Origin of the sequence: Novosphingobium lindaniclasticum LE124 (assembly GCF_000445125.1) — a bacterium.
GTDB classification, from domain to species: Bacteria; Pseudomonadota; Alphaproteobacteria; order Sphingomonadales; family Sphingomonadaceae; genus Novosphingobium; species Novosphingobium lindaniclasticum.
Map to the genome: position 1 here is coordinate 18,245 of NZ_ATHL01000114.1, position 14,927 is coordinate 33,171.

A 14,927-nucleotide genomic window follows, 5' to 3' on the forward strand; every position below is an offset into this window, starting at 1 on the left:
GACACGGCGACAAACGTGACGGCCTTCGCCGATGGCGGTCGGCTGTCCAGATTCTCATCTCGCAAGGGCCGGCTTTCGCACGCCTATCTCGCCGAACGCCTTCGCGTAGCCACTAGCTACGACCGAATTGCCGGCTATTTCCGCTCTTCAATCTTCGAGCTGGTCGGCGAGGAGATCGGTGCGATCGGCAAGGTTCGGATCGTCGCAAACGCGGATCTTGATCCTGAGGACGTCGAAGCTGCCCAGCGGGTGCGCGACGCACTGCTGTTTCAGCGCTTCGTCGAGGGCGACGTCGTCGTCGACGCTGCCATCCACCGCGACCGCTACTTCAGGCTGCACGAGTTGCTCATCTCCGGTCGGGTCGAGATTCGGATCGTGCCTCGAACCGTCGCTCCGTTCCTTCATGGTAAGGCCGGCGTGTTACGCGGCCCTGAGGGGGCGGTTGCGTTCATGGGTTCGATCAACGAGACCCGTGCCGCTTGGGCTCACAACTACGAACTGGTCTGGGAGGACAGCTCAGCTGAGGGCGTTGCCTGGGTCCAGGAGGAGTTCGACGAGCTGTGGGCTCTGGGCAAGCCGCTTCCAGACGCGATAATCAGTGAAGTGGGCCGTCTGGCGCATCGGCGCGAAGTCGAAATAGTGGGCTTCCACGACCGTCCCGAAGAAATTCCAGCGGCGGCGCTTGCAGAGACGCCGATCTACCGGGACGGGGAGTCGCTACAGCCATGGCAGCGCGCCTTCGTCGTCGAGTTCCTTCGTCACCGCGAAACCTATAAGAAGACCCGCATGCTGCTCGCCGACGAAGTCGGCGTCGGTAAGACTCTTTCGCTGGCCGCGTCGGCCCTGATCTCGGTGCTGCTGGGCGATGGACCGGTCCTGATCCTCGTTCCCTCCTCTCTGCTGGAGCAATGGCAGATTGAGTTACTCGATCGCCTGGCGATGCCGGTCGCCCGATGGCACAGCACACGCAAGGTATGGATCGACCCTGCGGGACGAACGATCAAAGGTGCCGGCGTCGCCGATGTGGGCCGATGCCCCTACGCTATTGGCCTCGTCTCGACCGGTCTCATCGTGCACGGCGTAGATCGCCACGGTGAGCCGAAGGCTGGGACCGAGGCCGAGCACCTGTTGCGGCGCAAGTTCGGCCTCGTCATCCTGGACGAGGCGCACAAGGCGCGCGGATCCGAACGCATCGGCTCTGACGATCGCACGCCAAACAACCTCCTCAAGTTCGTAGAGCGCATCGCGACACGGACGAAGCACCTCCTTCTGTCGACGGCGACGCCGATTCAGACGAGCGAGCGGGACCTGTGGGACCTGCTTCTAGCGTTAAACCGCGACGCCGATTTTGTGCTCGGCTCGGCCTTCTCTCAATGGCAGCGTCCGGATCGTGTGCTACCGTATCTGAAGGGCGACACACAGGTAACCAGTCTCCGCGAAGGGTGGCAGCTTCTCACTAACCCGCTTCCGCCGACCGGCGACGACGATCTGCTCGCCGACATCCGCGGCTCGCTCGATCTCGAGGAACGAGACTGGATTACCAATAGGTTCCCGTCGGACATGGGTAACCTGGTTGTCGAGACCAAAGCGGAGATGGAGCTTACGGCCATCCGCGACGGGCTCGGCTACTTCCAGCGCGACAACCCGCTTCTGCGGCACATCGTGCTCCGCAAGCGTCGCGACCTAGAGCGTCTGGGCCTCATCCCGAGCCTGCCCGTCGACGTCCATCCAAGCGCCGACCTGCCCGGACCGGGACACCTATTCAATCCGCTTAGCCTCTACACGTCGGACGCCTTCGCGAGCGCGCTCGAAGCGGTCAACGCCTTCACGAAGGCATATGGACGACGGGACAAGCCAGCAGGCTTCATGAAGACGCTCCTCCTGCAACGGCTCTGCTCGAGCCATGTAGCGGCGATCGCGACCGCCCGGGCTCTTCTCGGCGAGGACGAACTTGACGAGGAGCTCCAAGAGGAGCTCGAGATCAACAGTTTCGACGCCCAAGAAAACGAGAAGCTGCATCTGCGCATCCTCATTGAGGCTCTCACCGGCGCGATCGATCCCAAGCTGAAGGCAGTGGAATACTTCCTTGACGAGCACCGAAGCGGCGATCGCTCATGGCGCGAAATGGGATGCATCGTCTTCAGTCAATATTTCGACACCGCCGCGTGGATGGCCGAAGCGCTCAGCCTCGCCGCGCCGGGCCAAGTGGTCGCACTTTATGCCGGGATGGGGAAGTCTCGCATCATCGTCGATGGCCAGGCTACGACGGCTGAACGCGTCCAGATCAAGCGCCACGTCGCCAATCGTGAGATCAAACTTGTCGTCGCGACCGACGCCGCCTGCGAAGGACTCAACCTCCAAACGCTCGGCACGCTGATCAACGTGGATCTGCCTTGGAATCCCTCGCGGCTCGAACAGCGGATCGGCCGTATCAAGCGCTTCGGCCAGACCCGCCTCCGTGTCGATATGGCGAATCTCACATACGCAGGGACCATCGACGAGAAGGTCTATCGAGTTCTGTCCGACCGGCTTCGGATATCGAGCGATATCCTCGGAACGCTGCCCGAGACGATCGACGCCGACTGGATCGACGACATCGAAACACTCGAAGAGCGACTTCGCGCCTACACGGTCCCACGGAAGCGCTGGGACCCTTTCGAGGCGAGATACGGCGGCGATCTCTCGTCGGAAGACTCGTGGGCGGTCGCCAGCGAAGTGTTGGCACGCTCCGATATCGAGACGCTGCTAAGTGTTGGATGGGGACGATGACGATACCAACCTGATGCTGGAGGCGCCCCCATCAATAGTGATGGAGCAAACCGCTTAGCGGCCAACGACTTCAGCGTCGTGCATGGTCGAACGATCATCGTATGCGGCGTAGCTTCAAAGCTAGCCCTTGTGTCGAAGCTCCATCGGCCTTGACGCTCGCGATGGTTTGATCATAGGGGGCTGCTGGAGCAGTTCGGGCATCATTAGTGCATCGCCAACCCGGCTTCCGGTCAGTTCGATAGCGCGGATCACCAACGAACCGGCGTCCACTCACGGTGGACGTTTCACCACTGACGCCGCTTGCACGGACCATGCTTGCGCCTGCACCATTCCCCCCCCATAGCCTTGACGCCCGTGCTGTCGATCAGCCGATGCAATGGCCCGGAACTGGTCCGGCAGGGGAGCTTGACAAGAAAGGACTTCTGCCTCCCATCCTGATGGCTTAAAACGCCGAAATACGGGCCTCGCGCTTATTGCATTCCGAACACTTAAACTGACTCGTCAGGGCTTCCAATGTCATTCCCGCTGCGACGTGCCGCTCAAGATCGGTTTTGCTCAGGATAGCGGAATGCCAGCAGTTTCTCGACCCACACCTTACAATCATCTCTAGGTCGGCCTGTATCCAACCAGTCAAGGTGTCGGCTGATCTTGAAAGGCGCACCACGTCCGCTTGCCATTGACGGCATTCGTCCCCATTCCAGTCGACTTCCATATAAGCCCGCCAAGCCTTGAACCGATGTTTCCCCCTGTTTACAGTTGGCTCATAGTCTTTTCGTTGATCGGTAATTAGATCAGCTTCATATAGGAATTCGTCATCCTTGCCGTAAGAAGGCTGGAACACGACAGAAATTAAGTAATCAGAGGAGAATTCGTCATCTGCTCTATTAATATATATACCTTGAGTTCCGCTACCGTTCAAATCTCGCGAGAATCTAGTCTTCACGCCTCTGCGCAGGGAGAAGAAATAGCTGTGTTCGTCCATCGCTAAAGCTAATCGTGCAATCTCATTGCGTCTCAGAGGGTTAACCACTTCCGCCGCCATGAATGCCCTCCTCGTACAGAACTTAACCGAGCCTGCTTAGCATTCGCCAAACCTCCCTTGGTTCCTAATTCGGCAATGTAAAAGCTCAACGGGCAAATCGTACATGCAATTACCTTCAGACCTACGAAAACTGCGTCGCCTCGCTCGATTCGCAGATATAGCAGCACTGCTGCTGATGCGATGCCAGGAGCCAATAAGTGTCGAAGACCGATATTCTCGCTGCCGACCATATGGAGCGTTGAACCATCGCCCAGTTCGATCGACTGCGCGAACCCCGTAGCTCGACTGTCATCACCCTGGAACCTGCGTTTTCTCAGATACTATCCGATCCATGGGATAGCAGCCATCCAGCAAGCTCAGGCCCAGATTCGCGCGCTTATTGAAAGCGTTAACCTGGTGCACGACTGAGTGACCGCCAGATGGATCGAGACATGGGCGGCCGACTTCTACTGTAAACACCCGAGGGCCCGAGGCCCCAAAGGGGAGGGGGAAAGGAAAGATCGAGCGCGGGAATGCGCTCGGTCTGACCCGGAGCCCTACCATGACCTACGACGTCCCGTTTCGTCACATGCAGGCGATCGACCCCAGCAGTCTCACCACCATCACCGCAACGCTTCACGCCCTCAACCGGGCCATGGAAGATTGCCGCATTGCAGGCGTTGATCCCGATCACGACCCGGCGATCGCGCTGCTCGCGCGCCACTTCGCGACTGTCACCGCTGACCGCGCCGATGATGACAGTCTGCGCTTCGCCTGCAGCCGCCGCGTCACCGAACTCGAACGCTTCCCCGCGCTTCTCACCCTCGCGGTTCGCGGCGTTGCCCATGACCGGGTTGCCAAGGAGCGCTTCCACGCCGACGGGTGCAAGGCCATGAAGGCGCTCGCGCTGGAAATCGGCCTCGCCCCCGGCAGCTTCACCATCAGCTCCACGCCCAGCGATCCCGCGATCGCAGGATATGTCGCGCTGTCGAGCGATGACATTTCGATCATGCTCAGCGTCGGCCCGCTCCATGAGGGCAACGAGGTACAATACTTCGCGAAGCGCGGTCCTGCAGCCGGTCAGAAACTGCGCTTTGCCCCCATGCGCGATTTCGTCCGGCGTGCCCGCTTTGCCGCCCGCATCCGTCGCGATCTGCACCTCGATGCCATCGTTCCGTCGCCCGCGCCCGTCGAGACCGCGGCGCCGATCAGCCGCGAACCCATCGCCGCTTAGGGAGACATCCCATGCTCACCACCCAACAGGTTGTAGATCAGGTCCGCAGCGATGCCGCACGGATCGAACGCTTCGTGCAGCGCCGGGAGACTTTCCTCGATGCGCTGGACTGGACAATGCTCACTTGTGATCAGGTCCATGATGCTGCCATGCTGGACTTCATGCTGGACTTCATGCTGGAAGATGACCTTGCCGAAGCCCTCCAGCGGGTTTCCATGGCGGAAAGCCTTGCCGCAATGGGCATGCCCCTTGTCCCTACCTTCATCCGCTACAACCCGTTCCCACGCCCCTGGCACGCGGAATGGCTGGCACTGGTGAACTGACCGGAGATCCATCCTCATGAGCCGATACGATTTCGCCGGGAAGGGTGTCGCGAGCAGCGTCGCCATCGGATACGACCGGCCCCTGTCGACATTTTTCGTGCAGGTCATGCAGCCGCATCCCCGCATCGAGGGCGAGGAAGCAACCTACATCTGGAAGGGAAGCGCCCCCGGAGAGCTTCCAACCGCTGCAGACGCAATCGCCGTTGCCTCCGAATATGCCGATCTGCCCAAGGATCTTGGCGCGAAGCTGGAAACCGATCGCCTGAAGACGCTCGGCACCTTCGACGGTCCCGCCCAGCTGGCCGCCAAGCCATTCATCCGGTCATCACCGCCGCCGATCCACACCGAGGCCGAAGCCCGCGAAGCCGGCTATACGCGCGCGGTGGTCGCAGACAGCACGCATCACACGCTCGAATTGCTGATCGAACCCGGCGCCGACCTCGATTCCATCTTCTTCGCTTTCGATCGGGGCGGGAACGAAATGCTCCATATCCATGGCTGGAATTTCACGTTCGAGCCGGAGTGACGTGGCCGCAATCTTGTGATAATGTGAATACACGTATTCAACCGGAGACAATGCCATGGCGACGTCAGTACGCCTCGCCCCTGAAGTAGAGCAGCGCCTCGATCATCTCGCGAGCGCCACCGGGCGCACCAAGGCATATTACTTGCGCGAAATCATCGAGCGCGGCCTTGAGGACATGGAAGACATCTACCTCTCCGACAAGGTGCTCGAGGACATTCGTGCTGGCCGCGAAACCGCAAGTTCCCTTGACGACGTGGAGAAGCGCCTTGGCCTGGCGGATTGAACTGTCAACCAGCGCCGAAAAGTCCCTCTCCAAACTCGATCGCCAGACCGCAAAGCGGATCATAACGTTCCTGCGCGAGCGGGTTGCAGCCGGTGAAGATCCCCGCGCGTCAGGAAAGGCACTGTCCGGGCCCTTGGCAGGGCGCTGGCGCTACCGCGTTGGCGACTACAGGATTGTCTGCGAGATCGAGGATGGCAGGCTTGTCGTGCTTGTGCTGACCGTTGGCCACCGAAGCGCCATTTACCGCTGACCTCCCAGACCATCCATAACCCATAGAGAGAAGGGGGAAGGGGACGGGCGATCCATGGAGGATCGACGGAGGTTCCCTTGTCCTACACCATCGACATTGGCGCAGCGCCCGCCAACGCTCATTGCGCCCAGCTCGGCCAGACTCCTGATTTCGAGCGGGTCAATCGCTTCGAGATCGACGCCTACCGCATCGGCATCATTGCGATCCATGGCCTTCCCCCTGAAGGCTGCAGCCTCACCAGCAAGCCCAATCGCCACGATTTTGGCACCTACCGCACTCTCGTCCTGCATATCGACGACGAGAACGACCCTGCGGTCGCCGCCTATGCCGAGGCCGTAGAAGACGGGCTTGGCTCCTGGATCGAGGCCGCGATCGCATGCCCCGTCGAATATGACGGCAATGTCGCCACCATTCCGAAGCCCGAACTCGACGAGGTGACGATCGGCGCGCTGCTGACCACCCGCCCCGGTGCCAACGGCCGCTTCGCGATCCCTGCGTTCGAGACCATCCACACCAACCTTTCGGCAGCATTTCCCAAACTCGCCGAGGCTGCCCGCGCGCGCCTTGCCAGCGATGCTGCCTGAACGCGCAGGAGATCCATCATGGCGAACAACTACCTCACCAGTTCCTTCATCCTCGAGATGGCGGCCGACGATGCCGAAATGGTCAGGCTGGCGCAACGCGCAAGCGAGATCGTCGAAGACCCTTGCATAAGCGATACCGGGCGCGACCTCGCATACGCCGACCTTGGCCCGCGCTTCGCCGCACTCTTCCCGCCCAAAGACGATGACGATTTCGGGAGCTTTCTCGACCTGTTCGACGATCCCGACTTCCCGACGTTCGACTGCAGCATCGTCATCAGCGAACCCGATGCCGAAGGGCAGTGCCAGGTCAGCTTCAGCGGCAACCAGTTTGGCGTCGATCAGGTGGCGAACCTGATCTTCGCCGCGTGCAAGTCCGCACTCCCTTGCGCCTTCTCGTGGGCACACACCTGCGATGCGTTGCGGCCCGACGAATTTGGTGGCGGCTGCGTCATCATCTCGGATGCCGGAATCGATTTTCACAGCACGACCGGGATTATCGGTCGGGTGCTCGGCACCGGCGCCGGTCCATCCGAGACCCCCAAGCCGGTCTTCGACCCGGCGCTCGTCTCCATCGAGCAGAAGCGCTTCAGCCATACCCAATGGGAAATCCTGGTCTGCTACAACGGTCAGCGCATCGAGCAGTATGGCGACAAGATCGAGCTGGCCGGAAAGGAGTATCGAGGATACCCGCGCGAGGTGTGGATGGCTGTCGCCTATCGCGAAGCGATCGCGCGTGACATGGCCAGCAGGCTTCCCGTCGTCGAGGAAGCCGCGATCACCGCCCATCTGAACACGCACTGATCCCATGCTGCACCAGCATCTGCAGCCTGCCGGCGCCGCGCCGGCAGGATTGCCTTCGCTCGCCCTGCCTGCCGAGATCCGCGCCGCGATCAAGGCCGGGGCCTGGATCGTCTTCAACGTCTCGGGCGGCAAGGATTCCTCTGCCGCCATGTTCGCCGTCTCGATCGTGCTCGATCAGCTCGGCCATCCCCGAAACCGCCGCCTGGTCATCCATGCTGACCTCGGCCGCGCCGAATGGGATAGCACGCCCGCCATGGTCGAACGGCTTGCAACACTTGCGGATTTACCACTCTGCGTCGTGCGCCGCAATGCCGGAGACCTCTTCGACCGCTGGGCGCAGCGCTTCGAGAACGGCAAGCGCCGCTACGAAGCCCTTGAAACCTACAACCTGATCGGGCCGTGGTCTTCGGCCTCGCTGCGCTTCTGTACCTCCGAGGCCAAGGCTCATGTGATCGGCCCGCACCTGGCGCGCACCCTGCGCGGCGAAACGATCATCAACGTGCTCGGCATCCGCCGCGATGAAAGCACCGCACGATCGAAGTCGCCGGAATGGAAAGCCGATACGCGCTACGCCGGTGCCGACAATTCCCATGGCACGCGCATGATGCTCTGGCATCCCATCGTCGAATGGACGACGGCCGAAGTCTTCGCGGCCCATGCCCATCTCGGCATCCCGCTCCACGAAGCCTATACCTGCTACTCCAGTTCGCGGCTTTCCTGCCGTTTCTGCGTCCTGCAGTCGATCGCCGATGCCCGCGCTTCAGCCAGCGCTCCTGCGAACCGCGATGCGCTGATCCACCTATGCGGTCTTGAGGCGCAATCGACCTTCTCGTTTCAGCCTGCACGCTGGCTTGCGGACACGGCTCCCGATCTTCTCCCACGCGACCTGCAGATCCGCATCGCGGCCGCCAAGATCGACGCCCAGCATCGGCGCGAGGCCGAGGGCGCGATGCCCAAGGGCCTGCGCTACGTGAAAGGCTGGCCACCGCGCTTGCCGACCCTGTCCGAGGCCGCGGCCATTGCCAAGGCCCGCGCGCCGATCCTCGCGCGCCACCACCTCGCCAACCGCTTCCCGACAGCCCGCGCCGTGCGGGACCGCTTTGCCGACCTCATCGACCAGCGCCGCAGCGCCTGACCCAACGCGAAAGGATACTGCCATGACTGCTTTCAACGAACATCCCACCATGTCCCAGGCCGAGGCCGTTGCGCTCGGCTTCGCCGGCTTCAACGACGTGCCGCACAAGCCGATCGACGTCCCCGATGGCGAATACACCATCACCGCACGTACCAGCGACGGCCGCCGCGTCACCTTCTGTTTCCTGCCCGATCGCGAGCGCAGCCCTGCCGGGTTCGTTGACATTCAGTACCACGACGTTATCTGGACAGTCTGCGCCGACCGCAAATTTGTAGTAGGGTCGGTGATGGACGCCCACGGTAGGCAGTAATCAGGCTGGCCGTAGCGCTGACCCAAGAGCTGGCGAAGGCCAGCCTTATTACTGCCGGGCCATCGGGTGCATCGGTGTGAAGGTCAGCTTCCGGGTGGGGGGTCCGGGGGGAGGGTTTCGCGCCGGTGTCGACCATCATTGTTTGCGAGCGCCGCGCGGCCAAGGGTCTCGACGCGCATGTGCCACTGATCCTGTGTGGTGACGCGCTCTATGATCGCGATCTGGATCGCTTCTTTCTCGACCTACCGCTGTCGGGGGTCCGTTCGCGTCATTCGCTTCGCGCCTATGCTTATGATGTCGCGGTCTGGCTTCGCTTTCTCGATGCCTGTGGGAAGACGGTGTGGGAAGCAACCCGCGATGATGTATCCGCCTATCATCGTGAGCGACGACTCGATGAGGCTGATCACCGGATCATGGCGGCAAGTTGGAACCGGGCTGTGGCTAGCCTCGATCGCCTTTACCGCTGGGGCGAGGAACATGGTCTGATCGCCGAGGTGCCGTTCAGCCGGCGCGCCGTGTGGCGACCGGCCCAGGGAGGCCGGCGCGGCATGATCGCGGCGCGCAACGACGCCTATGAACGTGTTGCCAAGCGATCGGACGTGCGGTTCGTCACGATGGAAGACTACCGCGTCTTCCGCGAGATCGGCCTGCGCGGCCTTACCTCTGACGGCACGGAGCGCCCCGGTGCTCGCGATCGTAACGGGCTGCGCAACGCGCTGTTTGCTGATCTTCTCGTCACCACCGGCCTGCGCCTCGAAGAGGCGTCGTGCCTGCTCGCTGCCGAGCTTCCTTCGATCGACCGCGACGGCAACCGGGCCCAGCAGCTCTGGCTGCCTCTCCCGCCGCCGCTCACCAAGGGCGACCGAGGACGCAGCGTTCTGGTTCCGCGCCGGCTGCTGCGTCAGATCGCAGCCTATGTCGCCATCGAGCGTGCCTCGGGATTGGCCAAGTTCGCCGCGCGCGACGGTGTCACCAAGTTCGCCCGACCGATCCCTGTCACCCGCGCCGGTCTCGACCGCATGCGCGATGTCTGCACACCGGAGGAACGATGCCGCCTAATCCTGTGCGACGAGGATGGAACGCCCTGCGAGCCAGCGGCGCTATGGCTGACCGAGGTCGGGCAGCCTGTCCGCCCTAACTCGTGGGAGGTGATTTTCACCCGCGCCTGCAAGCGGTGCGCGGAGAATGGCTTCCCGCTGTCGATCAGTCCGCACCAGCTTCGCCACGCCTTCGCCGTCCATATGCTCGCATTGCTGATCCAGCAGCGGCTGCGCGAAGCGGCATTGCCAGCGGGACCAATGGAGAGCTATCGGCTGATTTTGGGCGATCCGCTGCAACAGGTACAACGCCTGCTCGGCCACGCGAGCCTCACCACCACCTATATCTACCTCGACCATATAGCGACCCGCGCCGATACGGTGGATGCTGCCGTCGAGGAGTTGCTCGCGCTGCTGCCGGGACAGCAGGGCGCATGAGCGGGCGTCCCCGAAAGGGCCGTCCTGTGATCTTCGCGTCGATCACGCCGGAGCCACAGAAGCCCGATCCGGTACTCGGCCTTAAGTTCACCATCGAGGCGCGATATGGCGGCACGGTCCTGGTCGATATGACAAGGTTCAATCCTCGCCCGCTAGCGATCGCCTTTGCCGGCGCACTGCGACGATTGGCCGCGCTCGGCGGCCCCTTGGGAGCCGCCACGACTGTCAGACAGTATGGGTATGGCTATCGGCGGTTTTTCGCCTGGCTGGGTGACCAAGCTCCCGAGGTGGTCGGTCCCGGTGATCTGCGTGCGATCCACATCGATGGCTTCGCGGAAGCGCTCGAACGGAGCGGGATACGCGCGGGAACTTGTCACGGAACGGTCAGCATGATCGTCAACACGCTACGCGTAATCGAAGCCGACGGGCGCGACTGGATCGCGCCCGATCTGCAAAAGCGGCTACGCTATATTCTGGCCACCTCGGTCGGCTGTTCGACCCCGCGCGATGCGTACAGCCCATTCGTAGCGCGAGCACTGCGCGACGCAGCCCGGATTGACGTCGAAGCAATGTTTCGTCGTCTCCGCGTTGAGGATCGCACCGACGACGACAAGCCAGCAATCGTGAGTGCGCGAGCCAACGTTGAAGCGATCATCGCTCGCGATGGCTCTATCCTGACCGACCAGCGCGACATGGTAAACCTATATGCCTTGCACAGACGACACGGTTTGCCATCCGACGGGTTCAGCGCTTACATTCATGGCCGGCATCATTTACTTGGCTCCGATCTACCGTCTTTGCTCGTCATGCTCACGCTCGACACCGGTTTAGAGCCCGAGTGCCTAACGGCGCTGACCGTGGACTGTCTCGCCAATGCACGTGCCGGCACTGTGGAACTGCGCTACCTGAAGCGCCGCGCGGGCGGCGCTGCGCACAAGAGTATGCGCGTCCGCGACGGCGGTAGCGGAACGCCCGGCGGGCTGATCCGCCGCCTGATCGACATCACCTCCGCCGCTCGTAAGCACCTGCCCGGCGATTGTCTCTGGACCTATCATCAAAAGGGAGGCCTTCGGACAGGTATCTCTCTTGGGAACATGCGCGTCACGGCCTGGGCCGCGCGGCACAATATTGTCGATGACGACGGCAAACCGCTCCACCTATTGCTTTCCCGGCTCCGCAAGACCCACAAGGCGCTGTGGTACACCAAAACTGAAGGCCACATGGCTCGCTTCGCTGTCGGACACTCCCGTGAGGTCGCCGCGCGGCACTATGCCGATCTCCCATCGCTCCGGCCCCTGCATGAGGCGACCGTCGCTGATGCGTTCCGCGAAGCGCTGGCTACGGCGATGCCGATCGTCCTTGCGCCTTCAGCCGAACAGGCGCTGCGCGAAGCGCCCGCACAGGCCTTGCCGCTGACGCCGGCGGGTACAGTGGGTTCGTTACTCGACGGCGAGCAGGATGTCTGGCTCGCAGCTTGCGCAGGCTTCTATAGTAGCCCCTTCACCGAAGCCGGATCGCCGTGCGTGCAGCCCTTCTGGGGTTGCCTCGATTGTCCCAACGCCGTCATCACCGCGCGCAAGCTTCCCGCCATTCTCGCCTTCCTCGCGTTCGTCGAAGAGCAGCGACGGGGCCTGCTGGCGAGCGACTGGGCGGTCAAGTTCGGTCATGTCCATGCCCGCATTACCCGCCAGATCCTGCCGGCCTTCTCCGATATCGTAATCACCGATGCACGCCAGCAGATGAAGAACGAGCGGCTCTATTTGCCGCCGGAGGCACAAGGATGACCGCGCCCGCTCATGTCCGCGCGCTGGCATTCGACGATCGCCCAGTGCTGGCGAGCGCGCCGCTGAAGCCGGGCTATACCCGCGAGGAGCTATCGCGCGTCGGCGATCCAAGCTGGGATCTCGGTCCCGCTATCTTTCGTGAGAACACCCAGCGCACCCAGATGATGGTGCATTTCGACTTGCTCGAACATGCCGATATGCAGGCCGCCATGCGCGCCTATCTCTATGCGCGCCTCAACGTCGATCTTCCCGGCTACGCCCCAAAGTTGCCGCCAACGTGTATCCGTCACGCGTTCGACCGCGCACGCCGTTTCTTCGCCTTCGTTCGCCTGAAGCTCAAACGGCTTGATCTTGCACGCATCGATCCGGCGTTAGTCGATGCTTACGCCCGTCATCTTCGTGACGATCTCGCCCTCCTACCCGAAGTAGTCGGCCAACACCTGCAATCAGTCTCCCATCTCTATCACTATCGCGACCACTTGCCCAACGGTGGTCTCGCTTTCGAACCTTGGGCCGGACAGGCACCCGCTCGCGTCGCAGGCCACCGGTACGTCGTTGAGAACCGCACGCCGCGATTTCCCGAGAATGTTATCGCCGCGCTGCTCGCCTGGTCATTGCGCTACGTCAGCATCTTCGCCTACGACATCCTGGCGGCTCGAGAGGCGCTCGATCGTCTCGAGGCGCGCCGCACCCGGCTGCTCGCCATCGAGCGTCGACTGCCGAACTCGGAGCGGCGACGGCGACAACATGCTCGCCTCGAGCGCCATCTCGCCCGCCGAGCGCGGCAAGGCCGTGGCGTGCCGATTTGGGGTATGCAAATCTGGGCCGCAAAGAACAGCAACGTCGGCGCGCAGAAAGCAACGCCGACGATTAACTACCATCTTCTCGAGCTTCACGCCTGTGTCGATGCTGCGGCGGAGCCGGCCATGAGCTTCCGAATCGACAGGCGTTCGCGCGCCATTATCGCGGCTGCCGTCGCCAACCTCGGTGTCGAAACAGGCGGAATGGACACGCCGATCTCAATTGATCCCGACAGTGGTCAGCCCTGGTGCGCGCGCTTCGACGTGAAGACTCTCGCACGTGAAGAGCAGATGCTTCAGGTCGCTGCCTATATAGTGTGCGCCTATCTCACCGGCATGCGCGACTCCGAGGTCCAGGCGATGCGGCTCGGTTGCCTCTCGATTGAGCGCAGCGAGGACGGCCTGCTCGAGCGATTCCGTATTCGATCGACCATCTATAAGCGTCGCGCAACCACAGGTGAGGCGGCAAGCTGGGTAACGATAGAGCCGGTAGCAGACGCCATAGCGGTGCTCGAACGCCTGGCGTCGGCAAGGTCGACACGCTCCGGTGGCAGCGATACGCTTTGGCCAGCATTACGCTCCAGTTCCGGCAGGACGCATCTGTCAGTTGATGTGATACGCCATCTCAACGCGTTTCGCGATCACGTCACCACCGCCTTCGGCAGCGCCGACATGCCGATCGTCCCGGCCGGACCCGATGGCAAGCCATGGCACATCACACCGCGCCAGTTTCGTCGCACCATCGCGTGGCATATCGCTAACCGTCCTTTCGGCACCATCGCCGGCATGATCCAGTATAAACACGCCTCGGTTGCCGCTTTCGATGGCTATTCCGGAACCAGCAGATCCGGGTTTCGCGCCGAAGTCGAGGCAGAGCGCCAGCTTGGGCAGCTTGATGACCTGTTGGATTATTTCGACCGACGGCGAGGCGGCGCATCGCTTGGCGGTCCGGCAGGACCGCGCATCGCGCGGACTCTCGACGAGGCCGCGGACGCACTCGGTCCTTTGCCTGCCATGATCGCCGACCGAGCAAGGTTACGTGTGATGCTCGCCAGCGTCGCGCGTACCCTCCATGTTGGGCAGCTCGCCGATTGCTTCTTCGATCCTGCGACGGCGCTCTGTCTTAAGCGCGTGACGACCCGCGATCCCTCGCAGCCGCTTACCGCGCTATGCGAGCCGACCCGCTGCCCCAATGCCTGCATCACCGCGCGCCATAGGCCGGCATGGGAACGCGCGGCTGTCGATGCCAAGTCGCACTTACGCGAGCGACGCATATCCGATCTCCAGCGTCAGGCCCTCCGGAACGAACTTGACCGTCTGAATGCGGTAATTGCCGGGATCGATCCTCGCGAGCCGTAGGCCCGGCAGCATCGCTAACCTCTTCACCAAAACTACGCCTTCCCGACTCATCCTGTTCCCGGTTTCTCATTTACCGCCATCCCCGCGCCCGTGCCGAAAGAGTACCCTTCAGCCGACCCCGGGGGTTCTGAAAGTCAGCGAGAAAATGACCGAAATAAGAATGGCTGGCCGATCTCGAAATGGTGGTTTACTGGCGAATGTTGACAGATTACTGCACGTTGCCTTCGATGTGGCGCATCGCCGACAACGAAGTTTTTCTACCGGTCTGCAAGC

General features: G+C 62.2%; 14 protein-coding genes and 1 pseudogene. 13 read left to right on the forward strand and 2 right to left on the reverse strand.

Features of this window, described 5'->3' with window-relative positions; all coding sequences use genetic code 11:
• The first annotated feature begins 15 nt into the window (after nucleotides 1-15).
• Nucleotides 16-2,769 carry a phospholipase D-like domain-containing anti-phage protein gene (locus tag L284_RS41475; protein ID WP_031342822.1) on the forward strand — a complete coding sequence of 918 codons (2,754 nt, stop codon included), beginning with the start codon at nucleotides 16-18 and terminating at the stop codon, nucleotides 2,767-2,769.
• Between the two features lie 136 nt (nucleotides 2,770-2,905).
• Here L284_RS41475 and L284_RS47590 read toward each other — a convergent pair.
• Both L284_RS47590 and L284_RS47595 read right to left on the reverse strand, forming a co-directional pair.
• A pseudogene (locus tag L284_RS47590) lies at nucleotides 2,906-3,230 on the reverse strand (transposase); the annotation flags it as partial.
• A complete protein-coding gene (locus L284_RS47595) occupies nucleotides 3,212-3,811 on the reverse strand; it encodes a hypothetical protein (RefSeq protein ID WP_081674096.1) in 600 nt (199 codons plus the stop codon). The gene L284_RS47595 and the pseudogene L284_RS47590, both read right to left, overlap by 19 nt.
• A gap of 541 nt (nucleotides 3,812-4,352) precedes the next feature.
• Between L284_RS47595 and L284_RS41480 the strand changes: the two genes are divergently transcribed.
• The 12 genes from L284_RS41480 (at nucleotide 4,353) to L284_RS41525 (ending at nucleotide 14,654) form a co-directional block, all read left to right on the forward strand.
• On the forward strand, nucleotides 4,353-5,024 hold the full coding sequence (locus L284_RS41480) for a hypothetical protein (RefSeq protein ID WP_040713965.1): 672 nt from the start codon (nucleotides 4,353-4,355) through the stop codon (nucleotides 5,022-5,024).
• Between the two features lie 11 nt (nucleotides 5,025-5,035).
• Nucleotides 5,036-5,347: a hypothetical protein gene (locus tag L284_RS41485; RefSeq protein ID WP_021235304.1), complete on the forward strand. Its 312-nt coding sequence runs from the start codon at nucleotides 5,036-5,038 to the stop codon at nucleotides 5,345-5,347.
• Between the two features lie 16 nt (nucleotides 5,348-5,363).
• The gene (locus L284_RS48525) at nucleotides 5,364-5,873 is read left to right on the forward strand and encodes a hypothetical protein (RefSeq protein ID WP_021235305.1); all 510 of its coding nucleotides are present in this window, start codon (nucleotides 5,364-5,366) and stop codon (nucleotides 5,871-5,873) included.
• A gap of 55 nt (nucleotides 5,874-5,928) precedes the next feature.
• Nucleotides 5,929-6,156: a type II toxin-antitoxin system RelB family antitoxin gene (gene relB, locus L284_RS41490; protein WP_021235306.1), complete on the forward strand. Its 228-nt coding sequence runs from the start codon at nucleotides 5,929-5,931 to the stop codon at nucleotides 6,154-6,156.
• Entirely contained in the window at nucleotides 6,140-6,406 is a 267-nt protein-coding gene (locus L284_RS41495) for a type II toxin-antitoxin system RelE family toxin (protein ID WP_021235307.1), read from the forward strand. The genes relB and L284_RS41495 overlap by 17 nt, the downstream gene beginning before the upstream one ends.
• 77 nt (nucleotides 6,407-6,483) lie before the next feature.
• On the forward strand, nucleotides 6,484-6,990 hold the full coding sequence (locus tag L284_RS41500) for a hypothetical protein (RefSeq protein ID WP_021235308.1): 507 nt from the start codon (nucleotides 6,484-6,486) through the stop codon (nucleotides 6,988-6,990).
• Between the two features lie 57 nt (nucleotides 6,991-7,047).
• Entirely contained in the window at nucleotides 7,048-7,791 is a 744-nt protein-coding gene (locus tag L284_RS46985; protein WP_200861675.1) for a hypothetical protein, read from the forward strand.
• A 4-nt stretch (nucleotides 7,792-7,795) separates the two neighbouring features.
• Nucleotides 7,796-8,926, forward strand: coding sequence for a phosphoadenosine phosphosulfate reductase domain-containing protein (locus tag L284_RS41505; RefSeq protein WP_021235310.1), 1,131 nt, complete (start codon nucleotides 7,796-7,798; stop codon nucleotides 8,924-8,926).
• 22 nt (nucleotides 8,927-8,948) lie between these two features.
• Complete coding sequence (locus L284_RS41510; protein ID WP_021235311.1) at nucleotides 8,949-9,236, forward strand: hypothetical protein; 288 nt, start codon at nucleotides 8,949-8,951, stop codon at nucleotides 9,234-9,236.
• 125 nt (nucleotides 9,237-9,361) lie between these two features.
• A complete protein-coding gene (locus L284_RS41515; RefSeq protein WP_021235312.1) occupies nucleotides 9,362-10,711 on the forward strand; it encodes a tyrosine-type recombinase/integrase in 1,350 nt (449 codons plus the stop codon).
• Nucleotides 10,708-12,495, forward strand: a complete 1,788-nt coding sequence (locus L284_RS41520; RefSeq protein ID WP_031342828.1) for a hypothetical protein — start codon at nucleotides 10,708-10,710, stop codon at nucleotides 12,493-12,495. The genes L284_RS41515 and L284_RS41520 overlap by 4 nt, the downstream gene beginning before the upstream one ends.
• A gap of 44 nt (nucleotides 12,496-12,539) precedes the next feature.
• The gene (locus L284_RS41525; RefSeq protein ID WP_456152322.1) at nucleotides 12,540-14,654 is read left to right on the forward strand and encodes an integrase; all 2,115 of its coding nucleotides are present in this window, start codon (nucleotides 12,540-12,542) and stop codon (nucleotides 14,652-14,654) included.
• Nucleotides 14,655-14,927 lie beyond the last annotated feature (273 nt).

What these genes read in the sequence shown, in the direction of transcription:
- L284_RS41520 (WP_031342828.1), top strand. Translation starts at nt 10,708, where the DNA reads ATGAGCGGGCGTCCCCGAAAGGGCCGTCCTGTGATCTTCGCGTCGATC.
- relB (WP_021235306.1), top strand. Translation starts at nt 5,929, where the DNA reads ATGGCGACGTCAGTACGCCTCGCCCCTGAAGTAGAGCAGCGCCTCGAT.
- L284_RS41505 (WP_021235310.1), top strand. Translation starts at nt 7,796, where the DNA reads ATGCTGCACCAGCATCTGCAGCCTGCCGGCGCCGCGCCGGCAGGATTG.
- L284_RS47595 (WP_081674096.1), bottom strand. Translation starts at nt 3,811, where the DNA reads ATGGCGGCGGAAGTGGTTAACCCTCTGAGACGCAATGAGATTGCACGA.
- L284_RS41510 (WP_021235311.1), top strand. Translation starts at nt 8,949, where the DNA reads ATGACTGCTTTCAACGAACATCCCACCATGTCCCAGGCCGAGGCCGTT.
- L284_RS48525 (WP_021235305.1), top strand. Translation starts at nt 5,364, where the DNA reads ATGAGCCGATACGATTTCGCCGGGAAGGGTGTCGCGAGCAGCGTCGCC.
- L284_RS41485 (WP_021235304.1), top strand. Translation starts at nt 5,036, where the DNA reads ATGCTCACCACCCAACAGGTTGTAGATCAGGTCCGCAGCGATGCCGCA.
- L284_RS41480 (WP_040713965.1), top strand. Translation starts at nt 4,353, where the DNA reads ATGACCTACGACGTCCCGTTTCGTCACATGCAGGCGATCGACCCCAGC.
- L284_RS46985 (WP_200861675.1), top strand. Translation starts at nt 7,048, where the DNA reads ATGGCGGCCGACGATGCCGAAATGGTCAGGCTGGCGCAACGCGCAAGC.